At 71.5% G+C, this 25,693-nt stretch carries 19 protein-coding genes; 10 read left to right on the forward strand and 9 right to left on the reverse strand.

All coding sequences use genetic code 11. The annotated features are described in order from the left end of the window. Window positions 1-101 precede the first annotated feature (101 nt). Window positions 102-953 carry an alpha/beta hydrolase gene (locus ABEB28_RS38415; protein ID WP_345733227.1) on the forward strand — a complete coding sequence of 284 codons (852 nt, stop codon included), beginning with the start codon at window positions 102-104 and terminating at the stop codon, window positions 951-953. A 59-nt stretch (window positions 954-1,012) separates the two neighbouring features. On the opposite strand, the gene ABEB28_RS38420 is transcribed toward ABEB28_RS38415, so the two are convergent. Further along, a complete protein-coding gene (locus tag ABEB28_RS38420; RefSeq protein ID WP_345733228.1) occupies window positions 1,013-3,106 on the reverse strand; it encodes an acyltransferase family protein in 2,094 nt (697 codons plus the stop codon). 334 nt (window positions 3,107-3,440) lie between these two features. On the opposite strand from ABEB28_RS38420, the gene ABEB28_RS38425 reads away from it, so the two are divergent. Continuing rightward, on the forward strand, window positions 3,441-5,507 hold the full coding sequence (locus tag ABEB28_RS38425; RefSeq protein WP_345733229.1) for a prolyl oligopeptidase family serine peptidase: 2,067 nt from the start codon (window positions 3,441-3,443) through the stop codon (window positions 5,505-5,507). Between the two features lie 100 nt (window positions 5,508-5,607). Here ABEB28_RS38425 and ABEB28_RS38430 read toward each other — a convergent pair whose 3' ends face one another. After that, window positions 5,608-6,540 (reverse strand): LLM class F420-dependent oxidoreductase, encoded by a 933-nt coding sequence (locus ABEB28_RS38430; RefSeq protein ID WP_345733230.1) that lies wholly within the window; start codon window positions 6,538-6,540, stop codon window positions 5,608-5,610. 281 nt (window positions 6,541-6,821) lie between these two features. Here ABEB28_RS38430 and ABEB28_RS38435 point away from each other — a divergent pair, with 281 nt between their 5' ends. From ABEB28_RS38435 to ABEB28_RS38445, 3 genes are all read left to right on the forward strand, one after another. Continuing rightward, the gene (locus tag ABEB28_RS38435; RefSeq protein ID WP_345733231.1) at window positions 6,822-6,998 is read left to right on the forward strand and encodes a hypothetical protein; all 177 of its coding nucleotides are present in this window, start codon (window positions 6,822-6,824) and stop codon (window positions 6,996-6,998) included. A gap of 132 nt (window positions 6,999-7,130) precedes the next feature. Then, complete coding sequence (locus ABEB28_RS38440) at window positions 7,131-7,868, forward strand: response regulator transcription factor (protein WP_345733232.1); 738 nt, start codon at window positions 7,131-7,133, stop codon at window positions 7,866-7,868. 2 nt (window positions 7,869-7,870) lie between these two features. Beyond that, window positions 7,871-9,505: a sensor histidine kinase gene (locus ABEB28_RS38445; protein WP_345733233.1), complete on the forward strand. Its 1,635-nt coding sequence runs from the start codon at window positions 7,871-7,873 to the stop codon at window positions 9,503-9,505. A gap of 5 nt (window positions 9,506-9,510) precedes the next feature. Here the strand turns inward: ABEB28_RS38445 and ABEB28_RS38450 are convergent, their stop codons facing one another. Next, window positions 9,511-10,467 carry an aldo/keto reductase gene (locus ABEB28_RS38450; RefSeq protein WP_345733234.1) on the reverse strand — a complete coding sequence of 319 codons (957 nt, stop codon included), beginning with the start codon at window positions 10,465-10,467 and terminating at the stop codon, window positions 9,511-9,513. A 126-nt stretch (window positions 10,468-10,593) separates the two neighbouring features. Between ABEB28_RS38450 and ABEB28_RS38455 the strand changes: the two genes are divergently transcribed. Next, on the forward strand, window positions 10,594-10,989 hold the full coding sequence (locus ABEB28_RS38455) for a MerR family transcriptional regulator (RefSeq protein ID WP_345733235.1): 396 nt from the start codon (window positions 10,594-10,596) through the stop codon (window positions 10,987-10,989). Between the two features lie 63 nt (window positions 10,990-11,052). Here ABEB28_RS38455 and ABEB28_RS38460 read toward each other — a convergent pair whose 3' ends face one another. Then, a complete protein-coding gene (locus ABEB28_RS38460) occupies window positions 11,053-12,930 on the reverse strand; it encodes a hypothetical protein (RefSeq protein ID WP_345733236.1) in 1,878 nt (625 codons plus the stop codon). A gap of 19 nt (window positions 12,931-12,949) precedes the next feature. On the opposite strand from ABEB28_RS38460, the gene ABEB28_RS38465 reads away from it, so the two are divergent. Next, entirely contained in the window at window positions 12,950-13,759 is an 810-nt protein-coding gene (locus ABEB28_RS38465; RefSeq protein WP_345733237.1) for a hypothetical protein, read from the forward strand. Between the two features lie 93 nt (window positions 13,760-13,852). Here the strand turns inward: ABEB28_RS38465 and ABEB28_RS38470 are convergent, their stop codons facing one another. The 4 genes from ABEB28_RS38470 to ABEB28_RS38485 all read right to left on the reverse strand — a co-directional run bounded on the left by ABEB28_RS38470 (window position 13,853) and on the right by ABEB28_RS38485 (window position 18,810). Continuing rightward, entirely contained in the window at window positions 13,853-14,944 is a 1,092-nt protein-coding gene (locus ABEB28_RS38470; RefSeq protein ID WP_345733238.1) for a decaprenyl-phosphate phosphoribosyltransferase, read from the reverse strand. A 196-nt stretch (window positions 14,945-15,140) separates the two neighbouring features. Further along, window positions 15,141-15,893 carry a decaprenylphospho-beta-D-erythro-pentofuranosid-2-ulose 2-reductase gene (gene dprE2 / locus ABEB28_RS38475; RefSeq protein WP_345733239.1) on the reverse strand — a complete coding sequence of 251 codons (753 nt, stop codon included), beginning with the start codon at window positions 15,891-15,893 and terminating at the stop codon, window positions 15,141-15,143. Beyond that, window positions 15,890-17,266 carry a decaprenylphosphoryl-beta-D-ribose oxidase gene (gene dprE1, locus ABEB28_RS38480; protein WP_376980347.1) on the reverse strand — a complete coding sequence of 459 codons (1,377 nt, stop codon included), beginning with the start codon at window positions 17,264-17,266 and terminating at the stop codon, window positions 15,890-15,892. Before dprE1 ends, dprE2 begins: the two co-directional genes overlap by 4 nt. 83 nt (window positions 17,267-17,349) lie before the next feature. Continuing rightward, window positions 17,350-18,810, reverse strand: a complete 1,461-nt coding sequence (locus ABEB28_RS38485) for a benzaldehyde dehydrogenase (RefSeq protein ID WP_345733301.1) — start codon at window positions 18,808-18,810, stop codon at window positions 17,350-17,352. Window positions 18,811-19,014: 204 nt separating this feature from the next. Between ABEB28_RS38485 and ABEB28_RS38490 the strand changes: the two genes are divergently transcribed. The 3 genes from ABEB28_RS38490 to ABEB28_RS38500 all read left to right on the forward strand — a co-directional run bounded on the left by ABEB28_RS38490 (window position 19,015) and on the right by ABEB28_RS38500 (window position 24,398). Next, on the forward strand, window positions 19,015-19,407 hold the full coding sequence (locus tag ABEB28_RS38490; protein WP_345733240.1) for a cupin domain-containing protein: 393 nt from the start codon (window positions 19,015-19,017) through the stop codon (window positions 19,405-19,407). Window positions 19,408-19,800: 393 nt separating this feature from the next. Further along, window positions 19,801-22,023 (forward strand): diguanylate cyclase domain-containing protein, encoded by a 2,223-nt coding sequence (locus ABEB28_RS38495; RefSeq protein ID WP_345733241.1) that lies wholly within the window; start codon window positions 19,801-19,803, stop codon window positions 22,021-22,023. 89 nt (window positions 22,024-22,112) lie between these two features. Further along, the gene (locus ABEB28_RS38500; protein ID WP_345733242.1) at window positions 22,113-24,398 is read left to right on the forward strand and encodes a putative bifunctional diguanylate cyclase/phosphodiesterase; all 2,286 of its coding nucleotides are present in this window, start codon (window positions 22,113-22,115) and stop codon (window positions 24,396-24,398) included. Here ABEB28_RS38500 and ABEB28_RS38505 read toward each other — a convergent pair. Beyond that, complete coding sequence (locus ABEB28_RS38505) at window positions 24,395-25,630, reverse strand: hypothetical protein (protein ID WP_345733243.1); 1,236 nt, start codon at window positions 25,628-25,630, stop codon at window positions 24,395-24,397. The genes ABEB28_RS38500 and ABEB28_RS38505 overlap by 4 nt on opposite strands. Between the last annotated feature and the right edge of the window lie 63 nt (window positions 25,631-25,693).

Below are 25,693 nucleotides of genomic sequence, written 5' to 3' on the forward strand. Positions count from 1 at the left end.
GTTCGCGGGGAGCGGATTCGCTGAGAGCGCAGGCCGTGAGAAGTGTCGGACCTGGTCAGTAGGGTCGTCCTCGTCACGTAGCCGAGCCGAGGAGCATGCTGATGGAGCCAATTAGTGGAGTCGCCGCAGGGGTGCCGTTCGTGGCACTGCCGCCCGCCTCCGGCGGCCCGGCCCCGTTGGTCGTCGTGTGGCACCTGATGGACTCGCCGCGCACCGAGGTGGCGATGGCGGCCGCGCTTCCGCTGAACGGCGTCCCGGCCTGGCGGGTGTACCTCGGCCTGCCGATGATGAGCACCCGGATGCCGGCCGGTGGCATGGACGAGATCATGGCGTTGGTGCGCGACGACACGCTGCTCAAGTGCCACGGCGCCGTGATCACCGGCGCCGTTGCCGAGCTGCCTGCCGTGCTCGACGCGCTCCGGGAGCAGTTGCCCCCGACCGCGCTGTTCGACGCGCCGATCTCGTTCGTGGGCGGGTCAGCCGGCGGCGGAGCCGCACTGCTGGCGCTCACCGAGTCCAAGCATCCGGTCGCGGCGCTCGCGGCGATCAACGCCGCCGTGCGCGCGCCCACGCTGGTGGATCTGGTCAGCCAGGCGTTCGGCATCGAGTACACCTGGTCGGACGAGTCGCGTCGGCTCGCCGAGCGGCTCGACTTCGTCGGTCGCGCCGAGGAGATCGCGGCTCGCCAGCCGCAGCCGGCGGTGCTGATCGTCAGCGGCGAGGAGGACCACGACGACTTCCGGCGCGACTCCGCCGACCTGTACGAGGCGCTCCGCGAGCGGTACACCGACCCGGCCGGCGTCGCTCTCGCTTCGATCCCCGGGCTGGCGCACCCGCTGGCACTGGAGCCCGGTCTCGAGGCGGCGCCGCAGACGCCGCAGGCCGTTGCCGTGGACGCCGCGGTCAGTGCCTTCCTCGCTGCCCACTTGCCCGCCCCGTCCAGCACGGCCTGACAGCGTCGCGCGGCCCGCCACCGTTCGGTGGCGGGCCGCGGATGGTCGGAAGGGCTCGGTCAGCGCACTGTGATCAGCTGCGGCCTGAGCCAGTTCCAGACGAGCTTGCCGCCCGCGGTAGTGAGGTGGAGGCCGTCCGTCCGGAGCGTCACGCCGTTCAGCTCGTTCGAGTAGCCGGTCCGGCAGAGGAACGGGTTCGGGTCGATCACCGTCACCTTGCCTCCCAGCGTCGCCGCCGCCTTCATCGCGGCCGCGTTCGTCGCCGCGACGCGCTTGGCATCGTTGAGCACCGGCGGGTACCGGCCGGCAGCGAACATCGTCGCGGCCGGGAGCCCGGTGTCGGGCACCTCGTGGCAGTGGTTCAGCACGACGGCGGCCCGCGGCGAGTACTTCAGGATCTCGCGGAGAACCTGCACGTAGTCGGCCGTCGTCGCCTCCTGCCACTGGGGCGAGGTGTATGGCACGGTCCGTCCGCCGATCCACCGGTCGTACTGCTCCCACGACCCGGAGAACAGGACGCCCACCGATGGTGCCGCCGCCTCGATCTCCATCTCGCGGGTCGCGGACCAGTCGGTGCACAGCGGTTGCTCGGGCGAGAGTGGCTTGCCCTCCACCGACGCGGTGTACGGCACCACACCGCAGCCGAACCGGGTGGCGATGCTCAAGCTCACGTCCGCCCCGGGGTCTTCCCGCACGGCCGCGAACAGACTCAACGCGTTCGAGTCACCGACCAAGAGGATCTTGTTGGCCCCGCTGCCGCCCTGGGTCTGGTCGGCCGCGACGGCTGCCAGCGAGTCCACCGAGTCCGCCGACTTCTCCTTGATGCCGGCGACGCCGGGCACCGCGACGCCGACCAGCGCCGCGACCAGCGCAGCCGCCGCGATCGGCCCCGCCACCTGCGGCGACGCCAGCGAGTTCGGTGGCGACCCGATGCGCAGCGGACGCTCGACGATGATGAAACTCGCGATCGACACCAGCGCGGTGAGCGCGATGCGGACGATCAGCAGCGGGATGCCGTCGATGCCGGTGCGCTCCGGGCTCAGCACCAGGTAGATCGGCCAGTGCCACAGGTAGAGCCCGTAGGAGAGCACGCCGATGACGACCAGCGGCTGCCAGCTCAACAGGGCGTTCGGCGACACCCGGCTGGTACCGACCACCGAGGCCACCACCAGCGCCGCCACCACCGACAACACCAGGAAGCCGCCCTGGTACATCTGCGGATCGGCCTGCGCGGCCACCATGAACGCAACGGCCAGGCCGGCCAGCGCGACCCAGCCGAGCACCCCGACAATCGCTTTGTTCACCAACTTGCGCCCGATCGGCGACGCGACCAGGCAGGCGAGTGCGGCACCGACCAGGAGCCCTTGGAGGCGCGTGTCGGTGCCGTAGTAGGCGCGTGATCCGTCCGACGTGGACTGGACGGCCGCCATCAGAGCGGCCGAGCCGAGCGCCGCGACCGCGAGCAGCCAGCCGAGCGCACGGCGTCCGGCCTTCGACCGGAACATCACCACGAGGACGAGCGGCAGCAGCACGTACCACTGTTCCTCGATCGCGAGCGACCAGGTGTGCTGGAACGGCGACGGGTCTTCGAACGCCTGCGCGTAGGACTCACCGCGCAGGACGAACCACCAGTTCGAGACGTAGAGCAGGACGGCGAGGGCGTCGCCCCGGGTGCTCGGTGGCCACTCGACGCCGAGCATCGGGAACAGCACGAGCACGGCCGCGACCATCAGCACCAGCGCCGGGAGCAGGCGTCGCGCCCGGCGGATCCAGAAGTTCTTCAGGTGCAGGCCGCCGGTGCGGTCGTGCTCCATCAGCAGCAGCGATGTGATCAGGTAACCGGACAGCACGAAGAAGACGTCGACGCCGAGGAAGCCGCCGGGCAGTGCGACGCCGCCGTGGTACAGCAGGATCGCGATCACCGAGATCGCACGGATGCCGTCCAGCGCGGGGCTGTATCGGTGACCTGCGTGGACACCGCTGGTCTTGGGGCGGCTGAAGAGCTGCCCCTCGGCGACCGAGCTCCGGGCGGTGTCCAGCGGCCCCGTCACAGCCGCCTCGGCGACCGGCGGCTCGGCGACCGCCGCGTCGGCTACCGCCGGCTCGGTGTCCGCCGGCTCGGCTACGGGCGGTTCGGCGACGTCCGGCGCCACGCTGTCGTCCGCCGGCGCACCGGTGACCGATGCGTCCTCGACGGGCCCGGGCGGGACCGGATCGACGGTTGCTGAAGGGAGGACTTCTGATTCGAAGGGCGTTGACTCGAAGGCGGCGTCCGGCATGGCGTCATCGCCTGCCGCACGCTGGGCGGGCACCACTAGGGCGCCCTCTTCGACCGGTAACTGATCGTGCTGCTCTGCACTGTGCCGACCCACCCGGCCGATTGTGCCATTACTCAGCGGTAACGATCACGCAGAACGACAGGAAAGTAACTCCGATCAACGATCGTGGCGTCCCTTCCCTCTTTCGCAGGGGGAGCAGACTGGCATCGTGGATTCCACCGACACCCCGCAGGACACCGAGGCCGAGAGAGCCACGTCGCCGGATGGTGACGATCCGTACCGCTGGCTGGAGGACGTCACCGGGGACGGCCCGCTCGAGTGGGCTCGCGAGCACAACACCGGGACGCTCGCCGCCTACGCCGAGACGCCCCGCTTCGCCGAGATCCGGGACGAGATCCGCGAGGTCCTCGACGCCGAGACCCGGATCCCCTACGTCGTCCGCCGCGGTGACTACCTCTACAACTTCTGGCAGGACGCCGCCAACCCCCGCGGGCTGTGGCGCCGAACGTCCCTGGAGCAGTACCGCAACGACAAACCCGACTGGGACGTCATTCTCGACGTCGACGCGTTGGCCGAGGCCGAGGGGCAGAACTGGGTCTGGCACGGCGCCACGTTCCTCGCCCCCGAGTACGACCGGTGCCTGATCTCGCTCTCGGTCGGCGGTTCGGACGCGGACGTCACCCGTGAGTTCGACCCGGCAACCAGGGAGTTCCTTCCGGACGGGTTCACGCTGCCGGAGGCCAAGAGCAGCACCGGCTGGGTCGACCGGGACACCCTCTACGTCGGTACCGACTTCGGGCCCGGCTCGCTGACCGACTCCGGGTACCCGCGGGTGGTCAAGCGGTGGCGGCGCGGCACCCCGCTGGACGACGCGGTCACGGTGTTCGAGGGCGAGCAGGCGGACGTCTCGGTGCACGCCTGGCGCGACCAGCTGTCCGGACTGGACTTCCTCACCCGCAGCGTCGACTTCTACCACCGGAAGCGGTACCTGCTGGTAGACGACGTCCCGGTGCCGCTCGACGTCCCGGACGACGCGGAGATCAGCGTCCACGCCGGCTACCTGACAGTCGAGCTGCGCACCCAGTGGGAGGCGCACCCGGCGGGCGCGCTGCTCGCGATCGAGTTCGACCGGTTCCGCTCCGGTGATCGCGACTTCGAGGTGCTGTTCGCCCCGGACGAGCGGTCGGCGCTGGTCTCCTACCACTGGACCGAACACGCCCTGCTGGTCAGCTCGCTGGTCGACGTCCAACCGCGGCTGGAGGTACTGCGGCCCGGGCCGTCCGGCTGGACGCGCAGCCCGTCCGCGCCGGTGCCGGAGTGGTGCAGCGTCCGGGTGCTCTCCACCGACCGGTACCACGGCGACGAGTACCTGCTCGCGGTCGACGGTTACCTCACGGCGCCGGAACTGCACCGGCTGGTCGCCGGGGTGGACGAACCCGCCGAGGTGCTCAAGCGCTCGCCGGCCCGGTTCGACCCGACCGGGATGTCGGTGAACCAGTACTTCGCCACGTCGGGGGACGGAACGCGGATCCCGTACTTCGTGGTCAGCCCGGAGAGCTCCGGAGCCAGGCCGACGTTGCTCAACGGCTACGGCGGCTTCGAGATCCCGCTGCTGCCGGGGTACGACGGCGGCCTCGGACGAGCGTGGTTGGCGCGGGGCGGCACGTACGCGGTCGCGAACATCCGCGGCGGCGGCGAGTACGGGCCGCGCTGGCACCAGGCCGCGTTGAAAGAGAACCGGCACCGCGCGTACGAGGACTTCGCCGCGGTCGCCGCGGACCTCGTCACGCGGGGCATCACGACGCCGGAACGGCTCGGTGTGAGCGGCGGCAGCAACGGCGGCCTGCTGACCGGCAACATGTTCACGCGCTACCCCGAGTTGTTCGGGGCGATCGTGATCCAAGTGCCGCTGCTGGACATGCGGCGCTACCACCAACTGCTGGCCGGGGCGTCCTGGATGGCGGAGTACGGCGACCCGGACGACCCCGCGCAGTGGGAGTTCATCCGCACGTTCTCCCCGTACCACCAGCTGGCCGCCGGACGTTTGTACCCGCCGTTGCTGGTCACGACGTCCACCCGTGACGACCGCGTCCACCCGGGGCACGCCCGCAAGTTCGTCGCCCGGGTGGAGGAACTCGGCTACCCAGTCGACTACTACGAGAACATCGAGGGCGGCCACGGCGGCGCGAGCAACAACGAGCAGCGCGCGTTCATGCGGGCACTGTCGTTCGCCTTCCTCTGGGAGAGGCTCGGTCTCTGGGAAAAGCTCGCCTGAGCCCGCCGACCCAGAATTGTGGCCGGTTATCGACCTATCCGCAGGTGTGGATAGGTCGATAACCGGCCAACTTTCCCGCCCCCCGCCCCCGCCCCGCGCGTCAGGCGAGCTGCGGCGCGACCTCGTTCGCGACCAGCGCGAGGTGGTCGAGGTCGGACAGGTCGAGGAACTGCAGGTACGCCCGCCCGGCGCCGAGGTCGGCGTACTGCCGGAGCTTGGCCGCGACCTGGTCCGGGGTGCCGCACGCGCCGTTCTCCCGCAGCTCGTCGACGTCCCGGCCGATCGCCGCGGCGCGGCGGGCGATCTCCGCCTCGTCGCGTCCGCAGCAGATGACCTGCGCCGCCGAGAACACCAGGTCCTTCGGGTCCCGCCCGACGTCCTGGCAGGCCGCCCGGACGACGTCGAACTGTGCGCCGGTGGCCTCGACCGACGAGAACGGCACGTTGAACTCGTCCGCGAACCGGGCGGTCAGATTCGGCGTCCGCTTCTTGCCCTGACCACCGATGACGATCGGGGGCCGCGGGCTCTGCGCCGGCTTGGGCAGCGCCGGCGAGTCGACGAGCTGGTAGTGCTTACCGCTGTAGGAGAACGTCTCGCCGACCGGCGTCTCCCACAGCCCGGTGATGATCTCCAGCTGCTCGGTGAACCGGTCGAACCGCTCGCCCAGCGCCGGGAACGGGATCCCGTACGCGGTGTGCTCCTGCTCGAACCAGCCGGAACCGAGGCCGAACTCGACCCGACCACCACTCATCCGGTCGACCTGCGCCACCGCGACCGCCAGCGGCCCCGGGTACCGGAACGTCGCGGACGTCACGAGCGTGCCCAACCGGATGCGGGACGTCTCGCGGGCGAGCGCGCCGAGGGTGATCCAGGTGTCGGTGGGGCCCGGCAGACCGTCGCTGTCGCCCATCGCGACGTAGTGGTCGGAGCGGAAGAACGCCTCGTACCCGAGGTCTTCGGCCGCTTTGGCGACCGCGAGCAGCGTGTCGTAGTCGGCGCCTTGCTGAGGTTCAGTGAATACGCGCAACTTCATGAGCCCATCCTCACACGCCGGTTTCGGTCGCCTTCGGGTGCGGCGTCCGGCGTCGGCCCCCGGTCGGCACGGCGGCTCGAGACGCACCGGGGAAAACGTTCGGAGAAAGATTGGGATCAGCTGAAAAGCTGAGTGAACGATAATTGTGTTACGGCTTTTCCTCAGAGTTCGATCCGGATCGGCGGTCGTTTTGTTACCGCTGCCTAGGAGGCTCCTCCCGATTCGCTCCGGATCGCTCACCAGTGGTACGAACAGGCAAAACAGGTGCCACCGTTAACGGCGTGACCAAATATTCCACCGCCATTCGTGGTGCCGGCATTCTGCTGGTAGCGCTCGTCCTCTCGGGCTCGTTCTACCAGTTCGCCCAGGACGTCCGGATGTCGCTCTTCGTGTTTCTGGTGACGGCGTTCGCCGGGAGCCTGTTCGCGATGATCAGCATCGTCACCCGGGAGAACTGAGCTGACCGCAGCGCGCCCGGCAGGCACGCTTCGTAGCCGCACCCCGGGCAGGGTGGAATGATGAACTGGCTGGCCACCCGAACGGTCGTACCGCCAGCGCCCGCCAGTTCGTCCGCCCGCCCGAGGAGCGCCATGGCCGAACGCCAGGCTGCGGCACCCGAAGCCCGGTTGCTGGTCGTCGACGACGAACCGAACATCGTCGAGTTGCTCGACACCAGCCTCAGCTACGCCGGCTTCGAGGTCGTGACCGCGACCACCGGACGGGAGGCCGTGGCGGCTACCAGCGAGTTCACGCCGGATCTGATCGTTCTGGACGTGATGCTGCCGGACATGGACGGGTTCGAGGTCCTGCGCCTCCTCCGCGGCACGGGCGCGAAGATCCCTGTTCTGTTCCTGACCGCCCGCGACGGCACGGACGACAAGATCAGCGGCCTGACGCTCGGCGCCGACGACTACGTCACCAAGCCGTTCAGCCTCGGCGAGGTCCTGGCGCGGGTCCGCGCGGTGCTCCGGCGGACGGCGGAGGCGCCGGTGGCCGTCCTCGAGCGGGCGAGCGGTGACACGTCGGCGCGGTCGACGTTCGCGGACATCGAGGTCGACCGGGAGACCCATGAGGTCTGGAAGGCCGGCAAGCAGGTGACGCTGTCGCCGACCGAGTTCCGTCTCCTCCAGTACTTCCTCGACAACCCCGGCAAGGCCCTGTCGAAGGCGACGATCCTCGATCACGTCTGGCATTACGACTTCGGGCGCGACTCGAACATCGTCGAGTCGTACGTTTCGTACCTACGCAAGAAAGTCGACACCACCCAGCCGCGGTTGATCCATACGATCCGCGGTGTCGGATACGCGCTGCGAGTGCCACGGAGTTGACCATGGACGCCGACGACGACGTCGAGTCCGGCACTCCCGGGCGTGAGCCACGGCCCTCGGGTGCTACCAGCCGGGGCCGGGGCAGGGTCCAGGGCGTGCTGGCCGCTGCGAAGGCGGCACCCGACCTGCTGCCGCTCGGCGTCAAGTTGGTCGCGGCGCTGGTCACCCTGCTCTCGATCGCGCTGGTCGTCACCGGCATCACGGGAACGGTCGCGCTGCGCGGGTACCTCATCGACCGCCTCGACCACCAGATCCGGGGCATCGCCGGCCGGTACAGCCACAACCCGCCGGACCCGTCGAGCGGGGGCGTGAACAACGACAGGGACGAGGACGAGACCAGCATCTTCCTCCGCTACCAGCCGCCCGACGACGAGCCGGTCGTCCGGCTGAGCCGGCCCAGCGGGAGCAACCAGACCCCGCCCGAGCTGCCCACCTTGGACGCCGCGACCGTCGAGCGGCTCGACGAGAACATCTTCACCGCCGAGCCCACCGGCGCCGGCCACCACTGGCGCGTCCTGGTCCGCCACCTGTCCGACGACGACGGGGAGGACGGGGGCACGCTCGTCCTCGCGATCAGCTTCGACGAGATCGACGACACCGTCACGCGGCTGATCATGATCGACGCCGGTACCGGAGCGGTGACGCTGTTCGCCCTGGCCGGCCTCGGCTGGGCGATGGTGCGGTCGAGTCTCCGCCGGCTCCGCGAGGTGGAGACGATCGCCGCCGCCATCGCCGACGGCGACATGGGCCAGCGCGTCCGACCAGGGGCTGAACGCACCGAGGTCGGACGCCTGGCGAAGGCGCTGAACTCGATGCTCGAACAGATCGAGACGGCGTTCGCCGCGCGGGAGGCGTCCGAGGCGAGTGCCCGGGCGTCCGAGGAGCGCATGCGCCGCTTCGTCGCGGACGCGAGTCACGAACTCCGCACGCCGCTGACCTCGATCCGCGGGTTCGCCGAGCTGTACCGGCAGGGCGCGGTCCCCGACGACCGGGTCGCCGTCGATCGGGTGATGGAGAAGATCGAAGCCGAGGCGCTCCGGATGGGGCTGCTCGTCGACGACCTGATGCTGCTGGCACGCCTGGACCAGCAGCGTCCGATCGAGCTCCGGCCGGTCGACCTGCTGCCGCTCGCCGTCGACGCGGTGGAGGGGGCGCGGATCGTCACGTCCACGCATCCCATCTCGCTGCGGGTCGACAGCGACGTGCCGCTGACCGTGGTCGGGGACGGTCCGCGGCTCCGCCAGGTGCTGGACAACCTGCTGTCCAACGCCACCATCCACACTCCGCCCGGCACGCCGGTGGAGGTCCGGCTCGGAGTCGAGGGCACCCACGCCGTCGTGGCCGTGGTCGACTCCGGCCCCGGCCTCGCCCCGGACCAGGCCGAGCGGGTGTTCGAACGGTTCTACCGGACGGATCCGGCGCGCGGCCGTGCGCACGGAGGGTCCGGGCTCGGGCTCTCGATCGTCGCGGCGCTGGTGGCGGCGCACGGCGGCAGGGTGCGGGTCGAGACCGCTCCCGGTCAGGGCGCGAGCTTCCAGGTGCAGCTGCCGCTGGAGGGCACGACGACCCCCGTCGGGACGGCCGCGGACGCGAACCCGGCGGCGAACGGTGCGCTGGCCTCGGGCACGAGCGGGTAGGGCCGTCAGTTCACCGCGTCCATCCGGCTCCACTGCTCGGACGTGAGCCCGACCGACCGCGCGCCCATCGCCTCGTCGAGCTGCGCCGGGGTGCTGACCCCGATGATCGGCGAGACACCGCCGGCCAGCAGCCACGCGAGAACCAGCTGGTTCGGCGTCGCCCCGGTCTCGGCTGCCGCCTCGGCGAGCGCCGCCAGCCGACGGTCCGTGCCGGGGTGCCGGTAGATCTCCGGAACCGGCCGGTCGTTCCGCGCGTACGCGCCGCTGAGCTGCGAGGTGTACGCCCAGAGCGTCAGCTCCGGGTCGGTGCGGACGTAGTCCAGGTCGCCGTCGTTGGCCAGCTGGTGCCCGGCGTCCGGCACCACGGCGTTCGGCCGGGCCTGGAGATAGGTGTACCGGAGCTGCAGCGCGGTGTAGCCCGCCAGGCCACGGTTCGCCGCGATCTGCCGCGCCCGCTCGACCCGCCAGGCCGCGTGGTTGGACGCGCCGAGCCGCGCGACCAGGCCGTTCTTCACGAGCTCCCCGAACGCCTCGACGCTCTCCTCCTGCGGCACGGTCCGGTCGTCCGCGTGCGCCCAGTAGAGGTCGACGCGATCGGTCCGGAGCCGGCGCAGGCTGTGCTCGATCGCCGAGCGGATGGCCGGTGCAGACAGGCCCTCGGCCGACTCCGGCCATCGGCCGGGCACGGTCGGTTGCTGTCGCATCTTCGTGCTGAGCTTGATTCGGTCCCGGACGCCGGGCCGGCGGGCGAACCAGCGACCGAGCAGCTCCTCGGACTGGCCGCCGACCTGGCTCGGGTCCAGCCAGAACGCGTAACAGTTCGCGGTATCGATCCACTCGCCACCTGCGTCGACGAAGCGGTCGAGAAGATCGAACGACGTGGCCTCGTCCTGCTTGGTGCCGAAGTTCATCGCACCGAGCACCAGCTGGGGCGTGTTGTCGTGCGCGGTCTGCGCGCTCATCGTCGTTCCTTTCCGGCGGGGATCGTGCGGCCCCGTCCGTGGCTCCTACCGTTCCCGCTGGAGTGCACTCCAGGTCAAGGCGCGAATTGACGAGCGCGCCCGGGCCGCGCGGGGCAGGCTGGAGGAATGCAGCGCTACTCCCCGAGCCAGGTCGCCGAGATGACCGGGTTCAGCCTCGACACCCTGCGCTATTACGACAAGATCGGCCTGCTCGACGAGCTCGCCCGGACGCCGGGCGGTCAGCGGATCTTCACCGAGGACGACGTCGCCTGGCTGGGCATCTTGCGGTGCCTGCGCGATACCGGCATGCCGATCGCCCAGATGCAACGCTACGCCCGGCTCGCCCGCGACGGCGACGAGACGCTCGCCGAGCGGATCGCCGTGCTGGAAGAGCACGACCGCGCGGTCGAGGAGCAGATCGCTCGCCTCCGGGCCCAGCAGGCGCACATCCGCAGCAAGGTCGACTACTACCGGTCGGAGCTCGCCGCGCGGCAGCCGGCGGACGCCCAAGCCACCGCCTGATCGCCCCGCTGGACGAACCGCGGATCAGGACGGGCCTGATCCGCGGTCCGCTCGCCCGGAGGCTCAGGGAGTGGCGGGCTCGCCCGGATCCGCGACGCCCACGGTCACGGAGCTGAGGCACAGGCCCGCGCTCTTCGGCACGTTGTCGAACGTGACCCACGCGGCGGGGCCTTGCACCTTGACCCAGAGCGTGTGCGTCCCCTGTTCGAACGTGATCTTCTTGCCGCGGGTGTTCGCCGAATTGAACACCGCGGTGGTGGTCTGCTTCGCGGTGTACTGCAGCTCCGCGTACCACCACCAGTTGAACAATTCCTTGTCCAGGAAGATCGGGAACCGCTTCCCGCTCACCCGGTAGCCGCAGTTCTTCGTGGTGCCCGCGGGGGCGCGCGCCGACGTGACCCGGGCGCGCGAGAGCTGGCCGCTCGGATCGAGGACGTACAGATCGTCGCTGACGTCGGGGTCGGGGTTGATCGGGAGGTTGAGCGGCGCCATCAGCCGGGACGGGAAGTTGGTGGGGTTGAGCACGCCCCACGCGACCTTCTCCGGCACCGCGCCGTTGTAGAGGTCGATCGGGCGCCCCATCGCCCGGATGGACTGCTCGGCGTTCGCCACGTAGTCCTTGGCCGGGTTGGCGTGCCAGCGGTTGCTGTACTTCACGATCGAGACCAGGCTGCTCACGAACAGTGCAACCACCAGCGGCAGGACCAGCGCATTCGCGTTCGGGAAGGCCAGCTTGGTGCCGCCCACCACGGGCGGCCACTCGATACCCGACCGTTGTGGCCAGCTGGCTGCCCATGCTGGTGGGCCGAGCAGCGCGAGCGTCAGCGCGACCGCGGCGATCGGCACCAGATCGGTGAAGTAGCGGTACTCCATCGCGGCGCCGGAGCCGAGCTGGAGCCGCCCGACCGCGAGAACCAGGACGTCGAACAGCAGCGTGCCGCCGAAGAACACCCACGCCTGCCAGGCCAGCGGGCGCCGGTACACGGTCACCGCGACCACCGCGAGGATGATCACGACCGAGATGATCCGCAGGGCGATCGGCGGGTTCGCGCTGGCGTCCACCGCGCCGATCGCCTTCCACGACCAGGGGCCGCCGAGCAGACCGGCGGGCACCGAGTTCGTCGCGGCGTTGCCGAGCAGCCCACCGAGGTCGACCGCCGAGTCGCCGCGGCGGTCGAGCGGCCGGGTCAGGTACACCCCGGCGTAGATCACGCCGAGGACAACGAACGCCAGCCACTGCCGCTTGTAGCGGAACAGCGCCGCCTTGAAGCGGTCCGGCAGGTCCGAGTGCGGCTGCAGGATGATCGTGAAGACGAACACCAGGGGGACGACGAGCGCGGCCTTCTCGTAGAACGGCAGCGCCAGCGCGGCGGTGAGCACCGCGATCGCGGCGTAGCGGGCCTTGCCCGTGCGGAGGTACGCGAGCTGGGCGAGCAGTGCGCCGGGGATCGCGATCAGCATCGCGAGCTGGTTGATCGAGACCGCCCACCAGAGCGTCGCGGGCAGCGTGATCGGGGAGATCAGCACGATCGCCAGCGGGATCAGCGCGACCAGACGGGGACCGGCCAGGCGCCGGATCAGCATCCACGTCAGGATGAAGCTGACCGCCATCAACGCCAGGTCGACGCTGGCCGCGAGCCGGTAGTCCAGCGGGGAGATCGTCGTCTCGGCCCAGACCATCAGGTAGGCGCCGGGCATGAAGTGCGAGTTGTACGGCGTCATCAGGAGGTCGGCGCCGAGGCCCTTCTCGGCGGCCAGCCGGGCGAACGTGAAGTCGTCGAGGCTGAAGTAACCGCCCCAGGCAGCCCAGGCGCGGATCAGCAGCTCGGTGACGATGAGCGTGATCGCGGCGACGTCGACGAATCTCCCCGACGGACCGGGGGTGTCCGCGGGAGTTCCGGCGTCCTCTCGGGTGGCGGGCGCCGGTGCCGTCGCGGTCATCGTGGTAGCCCTCGCTGACGTGGCCGACGGGGTGGCGCCAGCGGCCGGCTTCGCGGTCGTCCGTGCCGCCGAGGCGTCGGCCGCAGCCGCCGCCCGGGTGTCGGGAGCCGTGTCCCGGGCCGGAGTGGTCCGCGCCGCCGGAGGCGGGGTTGGCTGCGAGGCATTGGGAGGCGCGGACCGCGCGGCCGGTTGCCGGGTGGGGGCTGCAGTGGACGCGGGTGGCTTCGCCGGGCCCGGCGGACGGACCGACAGCGGAGAGAGCCCGTTGACCTCGCCCGCGTGTGCGGGCGGCTCGGCGGCCGACGACGTCGCCGGCGCACCGGAGGTCGCTCGTGGCGGCGTCGGGGGCGGCGTGGGCTCGGATCGCGGAGCGGGCTCCGGCCGCGGGGGCCGCGGGCCGGCGTCGCGCGGCCGGGGCACCTCGGGCGGGAGGAACTCCCGGTCGGGCGACGAAGGGCCGGGTGACGAGGGGCCGGGTGACGAGGGGCCGGGTGACGAGGGGCCGGGTGACGAGGGGCCGGGTGACGAGGGGCCGGGTGACGAGGGGCCGGGTGACGAGGGGCCGGGTGACGAGGGGCCGGGTGACGAGGGGCCGGGTGACGAGGGCCCGGTGACCGAAGGACCGGATACCGCGGGGCTGGGCGCTGCAGCGCTGGGTTTCGCAGGGCTGGAGGCCGCGGGGCGTGACGACGGGCGCGGCGTGGGCGCCTCGGCGGAGCCCGCACCGACCGGTTCGGGCGCCGACCCGGCCGAGACGTCATCGGCCGCGACCGGCGTCTCCCACCACGGCTCCGGCGCCGGCTCGCTGATCGGCGGGCCCTGCGCGTAGCGGGCGCGCTCGGACGCCGCCCAGCTCGGTTCCTCGCGTGGACCGGCCCAGTCGTCGCTCGGCCGGCGCTGGCCCGGGACGTCGGAGTTCGGCTCAGACATGCAGCACACCCAGCCCGAACAGCACCAACCACGCTCCACCGAGTGCCAGCAGCACCTTGTCCCGTAACACGATCTCCTCCGGCTCACCGGTGTGCCCGCGGTCGATGTCCCGGGCGTACTTCAACAACCCCAACACCAGGGGGGCGATCGACAGCGACGTCCACGGCGCCGTCGTCTCGCCGGCCCGGTCGTCCGCGACCTCGAACGCCCACAGGCAGTACGCGGCGATCACCACGCCCGCCGAGGTGCTCCAGACGAACCGCAGGTAACTGGCCGAGTACTCACGCAGCGACGGACGCGTGCCCTGGTCGTCGCCGAGCGTCACGATCTCCGAGTACCGCTTGCCGGCCACCATGAACAGGCTTCCGAACGCGGCCACGATCAGGAACCACCGCGACAGCGGGATGTCCGCGGCCAGACCCCCGGCCATCGATCGCAGCAGGAACCCCGCGGCGACCAGCGCCAGGTCGACGACCGGCTCGTGCTTCAGCCAGTTGCTGTAGAGCGTCGTGCAGACCACGTAGACGCCGACGCAGATCGCCAGCTCGCCGTAGCCCAGGAGCGCCGGGACGCTGACCGCGCTCAGCAGCAACACGACGCCGGCCACGTACGCGAGCGAGAGCGGCACGTCACCCCGGGCGATCGGCCGACGGCGCTTGCTCGGGTGGGCGCGGTCGCGCTCGATGTCGCGCGCGTCGTTGATCAGGTAACCGCCGGCGGACGCGGCCACGAACGCCGCGAGCGCGACCATCGTGTCGACGAGAACCGACAGGTCCCAGAGCCGTCCGGCCGCGAGCGGCGCGGCGAACACCAGGACGTTCTTGATCCACTGTCGCGGGCGGAGCGACTGCGCGAACGCCCAACTCCGGCGTCCGAGCCGTAGCCCGCTCGTCGGCGGGCCGGGTGCGTCGGTCTCCGTCACTTCCACCGCGTCGGCCGCAGCGTCCGCGTCGGCGGGCGCCAGTGCGACGGCGCCGGGGGGACGGGACGTTTCCGTCACGGCAGCGGCGTCGCTCGATCTGGTGACTTCCGGATCGGCCGGCGTGCCGCCCTCGGCACCCGCGGCCGTGGCCGTCTCCCTCACTCGTACTCCTTCGCCGCCGACCGCGGTCGGAATCCGGAACCCAGCGGATACACCGGAAGTACGGGCAGCGTGTGGGCCACGTTGCCGTTCCGTGATGGTAAGCGAATTGCGTGGTGCGCCTTGGTTGTTCTGCCTGATTTCTCAGGGCTCCGTCGCCATTACCCGTCGTGTTCGGCGCACGCGCCGGAGCCGGGCGTCAGACCGGGAGCTTCCGGAAGAGCGGACGCGGGACGTGACGCAGTGCGCTCATCACGAACCGCATCGCTCCGGGCACCCAGATCGTCTCCTTGCGACGGCGCAGGCCCTGGACGATCGCGTCCGCGACCTGCTCCGGAGTGGTCGAGAGTGGAGCTGGCTCCAGGTGCGCGGTCATCTTCGTCCGGACGAAGCCCGGGCGGACGACCAGCACGTGGACGCCGGTGCCCTGCAAGGCGTCGCCCAACCCGGTCGCGAACGCATCCAGCCCCGCTTTGGAGGAGCCGTAAACGAAGTTCGCCTTCCGGGGGCGCTCGCCGGCGACGCTGGAGAGCACGACGATCGCGCCGTGCCCCTGCCGCTGCATGGCCTGCGAGACCGGCACGGTCACCGACAGCGCGCCGACGTAGTTCGTCGCCGCGATCTTGACCGCGTGGGTTCCACTGCGCTCCGCCTCGGACTGGTCTCCCAGGACGCCGAACGCGACGACGGCGAGGTCGATGTCCTCGACGAACGCCTTCTCCACCACGGTCGGGTGGGAGTCGGCGTCCTCGGCATCGAACGGGACGACGTCGACCTGCGCACCGGCGGCCCGCAGTTCGTCGGCGGCCTCGTCCAGCCGGTGCGACGGGCGGCCGGCCAGCACGACTCGGCGGCAGCGGTCGGCGATCAGCTTGTGCGCGAGCGCCAACCCGATCTCCGAGGTACCACCGAGCAGCAGCAGGGACTGCGGCGAGCCCAGGGCGTTGATCACAGGTCCAGCCTCCTCGACAGATCGGACGCGAAAGTACCCGCCGGGTCGAGCCGGGAGCGGACGTCTCGCCACTCGTCCAGCCGGGGGTACATCGCGGGTAGCAGTTCCGGCCGCAGCCGTGAGTCCTTCGCCAGGTAGATCCGGCCCCCGGCACCGACGACCAGCTCGTCCAGGTCGTCCAGCAGCCGCGCCAAGCCGGACATGTTCGTCGGCAGGTCGAGCGCGAGCGTCCAGCCGGGACTGGGGAACGAGAGCGGGCCCGGGTTCCCGGCTCCGAACCGCTTGAGCACGGCGAGGAACGCGGGGGAGCCGGCGGCGCTCAGCCGGTCGACGGCGGTCCGGACGACGTCCTCCGCGCCGTACGGGACCGTGAACTGGTACTGCACCAGGCCGGGGCGGCCGTAGATCCGGTTCCAGCGGTCGACCAGGTCGAGCGGGTGGAAGAACGCGGCGATGCTCTGCAGCTGGCCGCGCTTGTCGGCCGGGGCTTTGCGGTACCAGAGCTCGTTGAACGCGGCGACCGTCGCTTTGTTCAGCAGCCCTGGCGGGACGATGCCGGCCGGCATCGACGCCAGCGGGTGCGGGCTGAACGCGAACGGCTCCACGCGCTTCCGGCGTGGGAGCTGGTCGAGCCGCGCGTGGTCCCCGCGGGTGATCACCGAGCGACCCATCCGGGCGCCACGGGCCAGCAGGTCGATCCAGGCGACCGAGTAGCGGTACCGGTCGTCGGTGGTCGCGAGGCGGTCGAGCAACGCGTCGAGATTGGCGGCTCGCTCGGTGTCCACCGACATCAAGCTGGTCTCGACCGGCAGCAGCTGGATCGTGGCGGCGAGCACGATCCCGGTCAGGCCCATGCCGCCCGCGGTCGCCCAGAACACGTCCGGGTCGTCGTCGGGCGTCACGGTGCGGACCTCGCCCGAGGCGAGCAGCAGGTCGATACTCCGTACGTGCTGGGCGAACGTGCCCTCCACGTGGTGGTTCTTCCCGTGGATGTCGGCGCCGATCGCGCCGCCGACGGTCACGTACCGGGTGCCGGGGGTGACCGGGACGAACCACCCGAACGGCAGCACCTGACGCATCAGCGTGTGCAGGCTCAGTCCGGCCTCGACGTCGATGACACCGGCCTCGACGTCGAACCGGCGCACCCGGGTACAGCCGGTGAGGTCGACGACGAGGCCGCCGGCATTCTGAGCCGCGTCGCCGTAGCTGCGGCCCAGGCCTCGGGGGAGGACGCCCCTGGCCGGGGCGTCGCCGACTGCCTTGACCACCTCGTCGAGAGACGCGGGAGACATCACGTCCGCTGCGGTCGGGGCGGTGGAGCCCCAACCGGCCAGTAGTCGCCGCTCAGTAGTCACCGGGCCACCCTGCCACATCCCTACTGTCCAGTAGGGGGCGATCCGCCGAAGCGGTGTGCACTTAGGCCACCTATGGCTCGCCCAAGCGCACACCGCCTCGGTCAGAAGGGGTACTGGGCCGGGGTCGAGCGGAGGGTGATCCACTGGGTTTCGGTGAACGCCTCCAGGTTGGCGCGGGCGCCGCCGTGGCGGGAGCCCGTGCCGGACTCGCCGACACCGCCGAACGGGATGACCGCCTCGTCGTTCACCGTCTGGTCGTTGATGTGCACCAATCCGCTCGGCAGCTGCTCCGCGATCTCCAGCGCCCGGGCGACGTCCTTCGTCATGATTCCCAGCGACAGCCCGTACGGCGTGTCCGCGGCCAGCGCCAACGCCTCCTCGACGGTCGAGAACCGGTGCACCGGTGCCACCGGCCCGAACACCTCTTCGGCCCAGGCCGGCGCCGTCGTCGGGACGTCGGCGAGCACGGTCGGCCGGTAGAACAGCCCCTCGTACGTGCCCCCGGCCGCGAGCCGCGCCCCTTGCTCGACGCTCGCGGTCACTCGCGCGTGGATGTTGTCGCGCTGCTGGGCGTCGATCACCGGGCCGAGTGCGACCTGCGCGGTGGCCGGGTCGCCGACCGGCAGGTTGTTCGCCCGTTCGGCGAGCGCGGCGATGTAGTCGTCGGCGACGCCGGCCGCGACCAGGTGCCGCCCGGTCGTCATGCAGATCTGGCCCTGGTTGAAGAACGATCCCCACGCCGCTGCGGAGACCACCTCGGCCGGGTCGACGTCGTCCAGCACGATCATCGCCGAGTTGCCGCCCAGCTCCAGGTGGGCGCGCTTGAGATGCTTCCCGGCGAGCTCGCCGATCCGGCGCCCGGCCTTCGTCGACCCGGTGAACGCGATCACTCGCGTCGCCGGGTCGGTGATCACCGCCTCGCCGACGTCCACACCGCCCGGCAGGTAGGACAGCAACCCGGACGGCAGCCCGGCCTCCTCGAGCACCCGCACGATCGTGACGCCGCCACAGACCGCCGTTCGCGGGTCCGGCTTGAACACGACCGCGTTGCCGAGTGCCAGCGCCGGAGCGATCGCCCGGATCGCCAGGATGATCGGGACGTTGAACGGCGCGATCACACCGACGACGCCCACCGGCAGCTGTCGGGCCATGCTGAACCGGGGCAGCGCCGAGCGGAGGATCTCGCCGTACGGTGCCGAGGCCAGCGCAGCCGCCTCGTAACACTCCTGCGCGGCGGTGTCGGTCTCGAACGCGGCCCGTCCGGGGATCGCACCCCCCTCGCGGATCAGCCAGCCGTGGATCTCCTCGGCGTGCGCAGTGAAGAGGTCACCGGCCCGTCGCAGGACGGCGGCCCGCTCGACGTACGGCAGCGCGGCCCAGGTCTTCTGGGCCTCGACGGCCGAAGCGGCAGCCCGCCGGACGTCGGCAGGCGACGCACGGCCGACCAGGGCGAGCTCCTTGCCGGTCGCCGGCTCCACGGAGGGCGCCGGGTCCGCGTCACCGGCCATCCACCCGTCGAGGTAGATCTTGCCTTCCCAGACCGCACTGTCCAGCAGACCCATGGTGTCCATCTCCTTCGACGGTCGAGCGGTGAGTCGTAGGCGCATGCCACCGGACACGCGGGAAAGGTGTCCAGAGGTGTTTCCGGTATTCGGACGCACTCTTCGTCAGAAGTACGCCCAGGTGGGGCAGGAGTCACGCCTGCCGTTCCACCGGGTGGACCGCTCTTCGTGTAGTACCCGCGTTCCGTGGGAAGCAGTTGGCGCATGGAGCACTTCACGATCGCCACCGTCGCCGAAAAGAGCCCCGACTTCCGCCGGGTGCTGTGGACCGGCGAACACAGCCAACTCGTCATCATGACCATTCCGCCGGGCGGGGAGATCGGCGAGGAGGTCCACCCGGACACCGATCAGATCCTCACGTTCGTGAGCGGCGTGGGAGAGGCGTGCGTCTCCGGCCAGACCCGGAAGGTCGCCCAGGGTGACCTCGTCGTCGTTCCCGCCGGCCGCAAGCACAACTTCGTCAACACCGGGCCGAACCCGCTGGTGCTCTACACGGTCTACGGGCCGCCGGAGCACGCCGAGGGTGCCGTGCACAAGACGAAGGAAGAAGCCGACGCGCTGGAAGAGGCCGGCAAGGACGAACCGCCGACCTCGTAGCGGAGCTAGGCCGTGTTTCAAAGGCCAGCAACCCGCCGTGGCCGAGGCCCAGACGACGACTGGCGGCGTTGTCGGCCCGTCCGGAGACAAAAACGGCATCCGGACGAACCTCCGCCTTGCCGGACCGCCGCCTGGACCGCGCCCACGGCGGCCTGAACCTTTGAAACGCGGCCTAGCCGCCCCCGCGCCGACTCGGCGCTCACCAACCTCGGAGCGTAGCTGCGAGATACGTCACAGTGATCGAACAAACCCGAGGCCGCGCGGGGTGGCTGGGGCATACGAACGTGAACGGGGTGTTTCCCGAGGCTCATCGGCCATAGAGTCGCGATTCAACTGTCGTCAGACGTTCTCGACCGGACTGCCACCCGGTCGGCACGGAGGACGGGGAGAGCGATGCGTCGCGGCTGGCTCACCGGGGTGGTCGTCCTCAGCGTGGCCTTTCAGGTCGCGCTCGTGTTGCTGCCCACCGGCGCGGTGCACGTCGAGAGCATCGGGTTACTCCTGGTGACAGCATGGGCCACCCGACATTTCGCGCGACGGGCCCGTGAGCTGACCGGCGCCCAGCGGCGTTGGCGGATGCTGAGCGTCGTCGCCTTGGTCTTCTGGGCGTTGGCGCTCACCGGTAACGAAGTCGGCCTGGCGGTCGGGGCGTCGCTGGGTGTCCGGATGGGCACGCTCGCGTTCTTCGCTCAGCTGGCGCTGGCGTGTGCGGTGGTCACGCTCCTGATGGTTCCGGGGCTCCGACTGACCCGCTCGTCGACGGCGAGGATGCTCATCGACGGGGCGGCGGTCGGCCTGTCGCTGGCCAGCCTCGCCTGGGCCGCACTGTTCGGAGTGGACCCCGCGGTCGACCTGGACGCACCCGGTGCGCTGGCGCTGATCACGCTCTCCGGGTCGTTGCTCGTGCTGCTGTCGGCGGCACTGCCGATCATGCTCGGCCGCAGCCACAACGGGCCGACGTCGCTGGGCTCGTTCGCCGGTGGCATCGCGGTGATGGCGTGCGGTGCGCTGGCCGCGGGTTTTGCGGCGCTCGCCGGTGACCCGGCGCCGGAGGCCGTCGCCGGTGGAGCCCTGTTCCTGGGGACCGCGCTGATCGGCCGGGCGGCGCTGTTGCCGATGCCGACGTTCGTCCGCCGCGCGTCCTGGGACTACCCGACGACGCTGGCACAGGCGCTGCCGTACCTGGTGCTGCTGGCGCTGGCCCTGATCGCCGCGGTGCACCAGGCGCTGGTGCGCGAGATCAACCCGGTGCTGACCGGAATGCTGTTCACGCTCGCGGTCGCGGTGCTGACCCGGCAGTTCCTCTCGCTGCAGCGGAACGCCCGGCTGGCCGCGGAGCTGACCCGCCAGCGGGCGCAACTGGCCTACCAGGCGTTCCACGACCCCCTGACCGGGCTGGCGAATCGAACGCTGTTCGCCGAGCGTCTCGACGCGGCGCTGGCGGCGGGGCGGGCACCGTCGGTGCTGCTGGTCGACCTGGACGGGTTCAAGGCGGTGAACGACTCGCGCGGGCACGCCGCCGGTGACCAGTTGCTGGTCACGGTGGCGCGGCGGCTGCGGGCGTCGGTCGGCAGCGCGGACACCGTCGCCAGGATGGGCGGCGACGAGTTCGCGGTCCTGGTCCCCGGCACCGACACGTCGACGGATCCGCGGGAGGTCGCCGAGACGATCCTCGGCCGGGTCGCGCGGCCGGTGACGCTCGGCGAGGCCACGGTCGGGCTGCGCGTCAGCGTCGGAGTGGCCACCGCACAGCCCGGCTCGTCCGCGGACGCCGTGCTCCGCGACGCCGACCTCGCCCTCTACCGCGCGAAACAGGAGGGAAAGAACCGCTACCGAGTCGCCGACAGCGAACTCGCGCAGCGGTCGCTCGACCGGTACCGCCTGGAGGAGGAGTTGCGCTCCGGTGTGCGCCAGGACGAGTTCGAGGTGCTCTACCGGCCGGTCGTCGAGTCGGCGTCGGAGCGGATCGTCGGAGCCGAGGCCGTTCTGCGGTGGCACCACCGCGAGCGTGGGCTGCTCGACCGGGCGGAGTTCGAGGACGCCGCGATCGCCGTCGGACTGCTCACCGCGCTCGACCGCCGAGTGCTCGAGTCCGCGTGCGCGGACGCCGCCGCGTGGGCGGACAGTGCGCCGGACCTGACCGTCACGGTGCCGATCTGCGCCGCCAGCGTCGCCGACGCCGCGCTGCTCGGCGCGGTGACCCGGTGCCTGGTCGCCGGTGGCATCCGGCCGGACGTCCTGGAACTCGCGGTTCCCTCGGCGGCGCTGGTGGCCGACGCCGCAGGGGTCGAGCCACCGTTGCGGGCGCTGGCCGGGCTGGGCGTCAACCTCGCGGTAGCCGACATCGGCGCAGGGCCCACCGAGCTCCACTCCCTGCGGACACTGCCGCTGCGGACGGCGCTACTGCACCGTTCGCTCGCTGGCGACCCGGTGCTGATCCGCGCGGTCTTCGCCCTGGTGGAGGCGCTCGGGATGCGCCCGGTGGTGACCGGCGTCGGCTCCCGCGCGCGCCTTCGGGAGTGCGGTGCGGGCCTGGCGACGTTCGGCGCTGCGGTATCCGCGGACGAGTTCGCGCTCCTCCTCCCCGGCCCCCATCGCGCCGACTCGGTGGCCTGACCTCTTCTCGGCCGAGCCGTCGCTCCTTCTGCTCAGTCGGCGGCGGTGGCGGCCGATGGGAGCGGAGAGGTTCGCATCCGGGGGGACGCATGCGGCGTGGGTGGGTAGCGGCAGCGATCGCCGTCGTCGCTTACGCGATTGTCGCCCGAGCCCTCGGGTCCTCGTTCGGCCTGATCGACGATCTCATTCTGGACGGTCTGATCCTCCTGGGGTTGGTCCGCTACCTCCGAGCCGGGCGCCGTGCGGTGGGCCGTCGCCGAACCGGCCGCCTGCTCGGGGCAACCGCGATGGGTCTCTGGCTGGTCGGGCTGGTGGTGCACACCGCCGTCGCCAGGCTCGGCGCCTCCTCGGAGCTGCAGATCGGCGTGCTCGCGGCGTGTTCGGTCCCGCCGTCGATCTGCGCGGTCGCGGCCCTGCTGGTCCTCCCGATGGCTCCACCGACCCTGCTCGGCAAGGTGCGTCTATTCTGCGACGGGGCGATCATCGCGATCTCGCTCTCCGGCGTGATCTGGCTGCTCATGGGGCAGGAGTGGTACGCCACCGCTCGGCAGGTGGGCTACGGCGCGGTGAGCGTGACGGTGCTCTGCCTGGTCCTCGTGATGGTCGTCTCGATCGCGGTCCTGCTGCTCGTCAACGGCGAGCTGACCGGCCGTTCCGCGCTCACCGGGCTCACCGTCGGCGGCGGTCTGGTCGCGACGTCGCTGGTGTTCGAGACGGCGACCGCGCTCCGCGGCGACGAATGGACGTGGGGTCACGTCGTGGCCCAGCTCGGTGCGCTCACCGTCGCGATGTCCGCCGGGCTGCCGATGCCCATGGGCGGCGGCCGCGACCGCGGGCCGACCACGTTCGCGGCGCAGGCACTGCCGTACCTGCCGCTCGTCGTCATGGCCTCGTTCGCGATGCGGGAACAGCTCCAGTACGGCCGGATGGACACCGTGGTGGTCTGGCACGGCATGGGAGTCGTGATCGCGATCCTCGCGCGCCAGTTCCTGTCACTGCGGATGACGACGTCGCTCAGCAACGAGTTGGGGGCGCAGCGCGCTCGGCTCGCCCACCAGGCGTACCACGACCCGCTCACCGGACTGGCGAACCGGACGCTGTTCAGCGACCGGCTGGCCGAGGCGCTCGCGTCCGACCGGCCGCGGCCGGCGCTGCTGCTGGTGGACCTCGACGGCTTCAAGGCGGTCAACGACACGCGTGGTCACGCCGCCGGTGATCAGCTGCTGGTCGCGGTCGCCGGACGGTTGCGGGGTGCGGTGCGCGCCACGGACACGGTTGCCCGCCTAGGCGGCGACGAGTTCGCGGTGCTGCTACCCGGCGCGGCCGGCGAAGCGGACGCCGTGGCGGTGGCCACCGTGATCCTGGAGCGGGTCAGCCAGCCGGTCTCGGTCGGCGACGGCAACCCGGTCGCGGTACGGGCGAGCGTCGGCATCGCGCTGGCCGACGACCGGTCGACCGCCGAACTGCTCCTCCGCGACGCCGACCTGGCGCTGTACGAGGCGAAGGAGACCGGTAAGAACCGGTACCGCGTCGCCGACCAGGAGTTGTCCAGCTCCTCGCTCGGTCGGCTGCAACTGGAGGAGGAGCTCCGCACCGCGCTCGACGCCGGCCAGTTCGAAGTGCATTACCAACCGATCGTCGAGCTGGCGTCCGAGCGGGTCACGGCGGTCGAGGCGCTCGTGCGGTGGCGGCACCCCACCCGGGGCTTGCTCGGCCCGGGCGCGTTCCTGGAGGCCGCCGAGTCCGCCGGGCTGCTGTCCGCGCTCGACGGGTTCGTGCTGCGATCCGCCTGCCACCAGGTCAAGATCTGGCGCGAGATGCGGCAGGACTTCGTCGTCAGCGTCAACGTCTGCGCCGCGCATCTGGTGGACGCGGGCCTCGCCGACGAGGTGGCGGCCGCACTCGCCGAGGCCGACGTACCGGCCGGCGCGCTGATGCTGGAGGTCACCGAGACCTCTCTCGTCGCCGACCTGGCGTTGGCCGCGCGGACCCTGCGCGAGCTGTCCGACCTCGGTGTGCGGATCGCGCTGGACGACTTCGGCACCGGTTACTCGTCGCTGACCTACCTGCGGACGCTGCCGATCCACGCGATCAAGATCGACCGGTCGTTCGTCCGTGACCTGGACGGGAACGCGACCGACGAGGCTGTGACCAGGGCCATCCTCGGTCTGGCCGAGACGCTCGGGCTCCGTCCGGTCGCCGAAGGGGTCGAGGGCGTCTCGCAGGCCGACCGACTGCGTGACCTGCGGTGCGGCCACGCGCAGGGATTCCTGTTCGCGAAGCCGATGCCGGCGCGGCAGCTCACCCAGCTGCTGGCGACGCCGGACCGAATGCAGCACACCGCGCGGGACGAGTCACTGGCCCCGCAGTCTTAGCGGTTCTCCTCCCACCACTCCCACCAGTCCTCCTCGTCCCAGCCTTCGGTGTCCTCCGGCCAGTCGTCGTCGCCGTCGTCCCAGCCGTCCTCGTCCGGGTCGGCGGTCTCGGTCGGCTCGGGTGCCGGAGGGTAGTACGGCTCCTGGTACTCGCCGGCGGCCGCGGACGCGCTCGGCCGGACCGGCGAAGGGCTCGCGGACGTGGGGGCGGCGCTCGGCGTGGCGGCGGCTGGGGACGGCTGCACACTGCCCTCGTCCGTGGAGCCACCGGTCAGGGCGGGCAGCGCCAGGACGAAGCCGAGGATCAGCACCGCCATCAGCGCGCCGCCGAGCAGAACCAGCTTCGAGCGGGCGTTGCGCTTCGCGGTCCGGTCGTCGAGGGCGGCGGCGTGGCGACCGCTGGTGCGACCTCCGGCGGCCAGCGCCCACTTGCTCTGCGGGCCGGCCACCTGCGGGGCACCCTCGAAGACCGGGAAGTCCATCGTCTCGGCCGGAGCCGGCCCCGGTGATGCCTCCGGGGCCGGCTCCGCAGCGTCGCCTGGACGGGGAGAGGAAACGTCCGGCCGGGCGAACGCGGCGGTCGGAGCCGCGGCGGCTGCCGCCGGCGCAGCGAGCGACTGGGCTTCACCGGGCGACGGTGCAGCGGGCGACGGTGCAGCAGGCGATGGTGCAGCGGGCGACGGTGCAGCGGGCGACGGGGTAGCAGGCGACGGTGCAGCGGGCGACGGGGCGGCGGGCGACGTGGCGTCACCGGGCGGCGGGGCTGCAGTGAAGGGCGGCGGGACAGCAGCGACGGTCGGGGCGTCGGCCGAGGACGGGGTGGGTGCCGGGGGCACCGACGGCGGGTCGGGGATTCCGGCGCGGCGCGGCGGCGCGGGAGCCTGCGGCAGCGCTGCCGTGGCGGGGTAGGCCACCGCCGTCGGCGGCCAGACCGCCGGGGGTGGTGGGAGCGGCGGTGACGTCGGCGCGCCCGGGTCGGGGACGGGTAACGAGCCCGACACCGGATTCTGCGAGAACGGCGGGGGCACCGGGGAACCTCCGAGCAGCGGCACGGTCGGCGTCGTGGACGTGCGACCGCGGTGGCGGTTCTTACCGCGCTGGCGGCTGGGCGGCTGGCCACCGTCGGCACGCTTCGCGGCCGCGGCGGCACGAGCCAGCGCGGCGGCAACGGTCGGTTCGGTGGTCAGATCGTCCGGCGTCGGGCCGGTAGCTGGAGGGTTTTCCGGCGCCATCGTTCTCCTCGGGTCCCGCTGCATCATTCCAGTGCCGTGCGGCCAGTGGCACCTGGGGGCAGC

The sequence above is a fragment of the Cryptosporangium minutisporangium genome, from assembly GCF_039536245.1.
Classification (GTDB): Bacteria; Actinomycetota; Actinomycetes; order Mycobacteriales; family Cryptosporangiaceae; genus Cryptosporangium; species Cryptosporangium minutisporangium.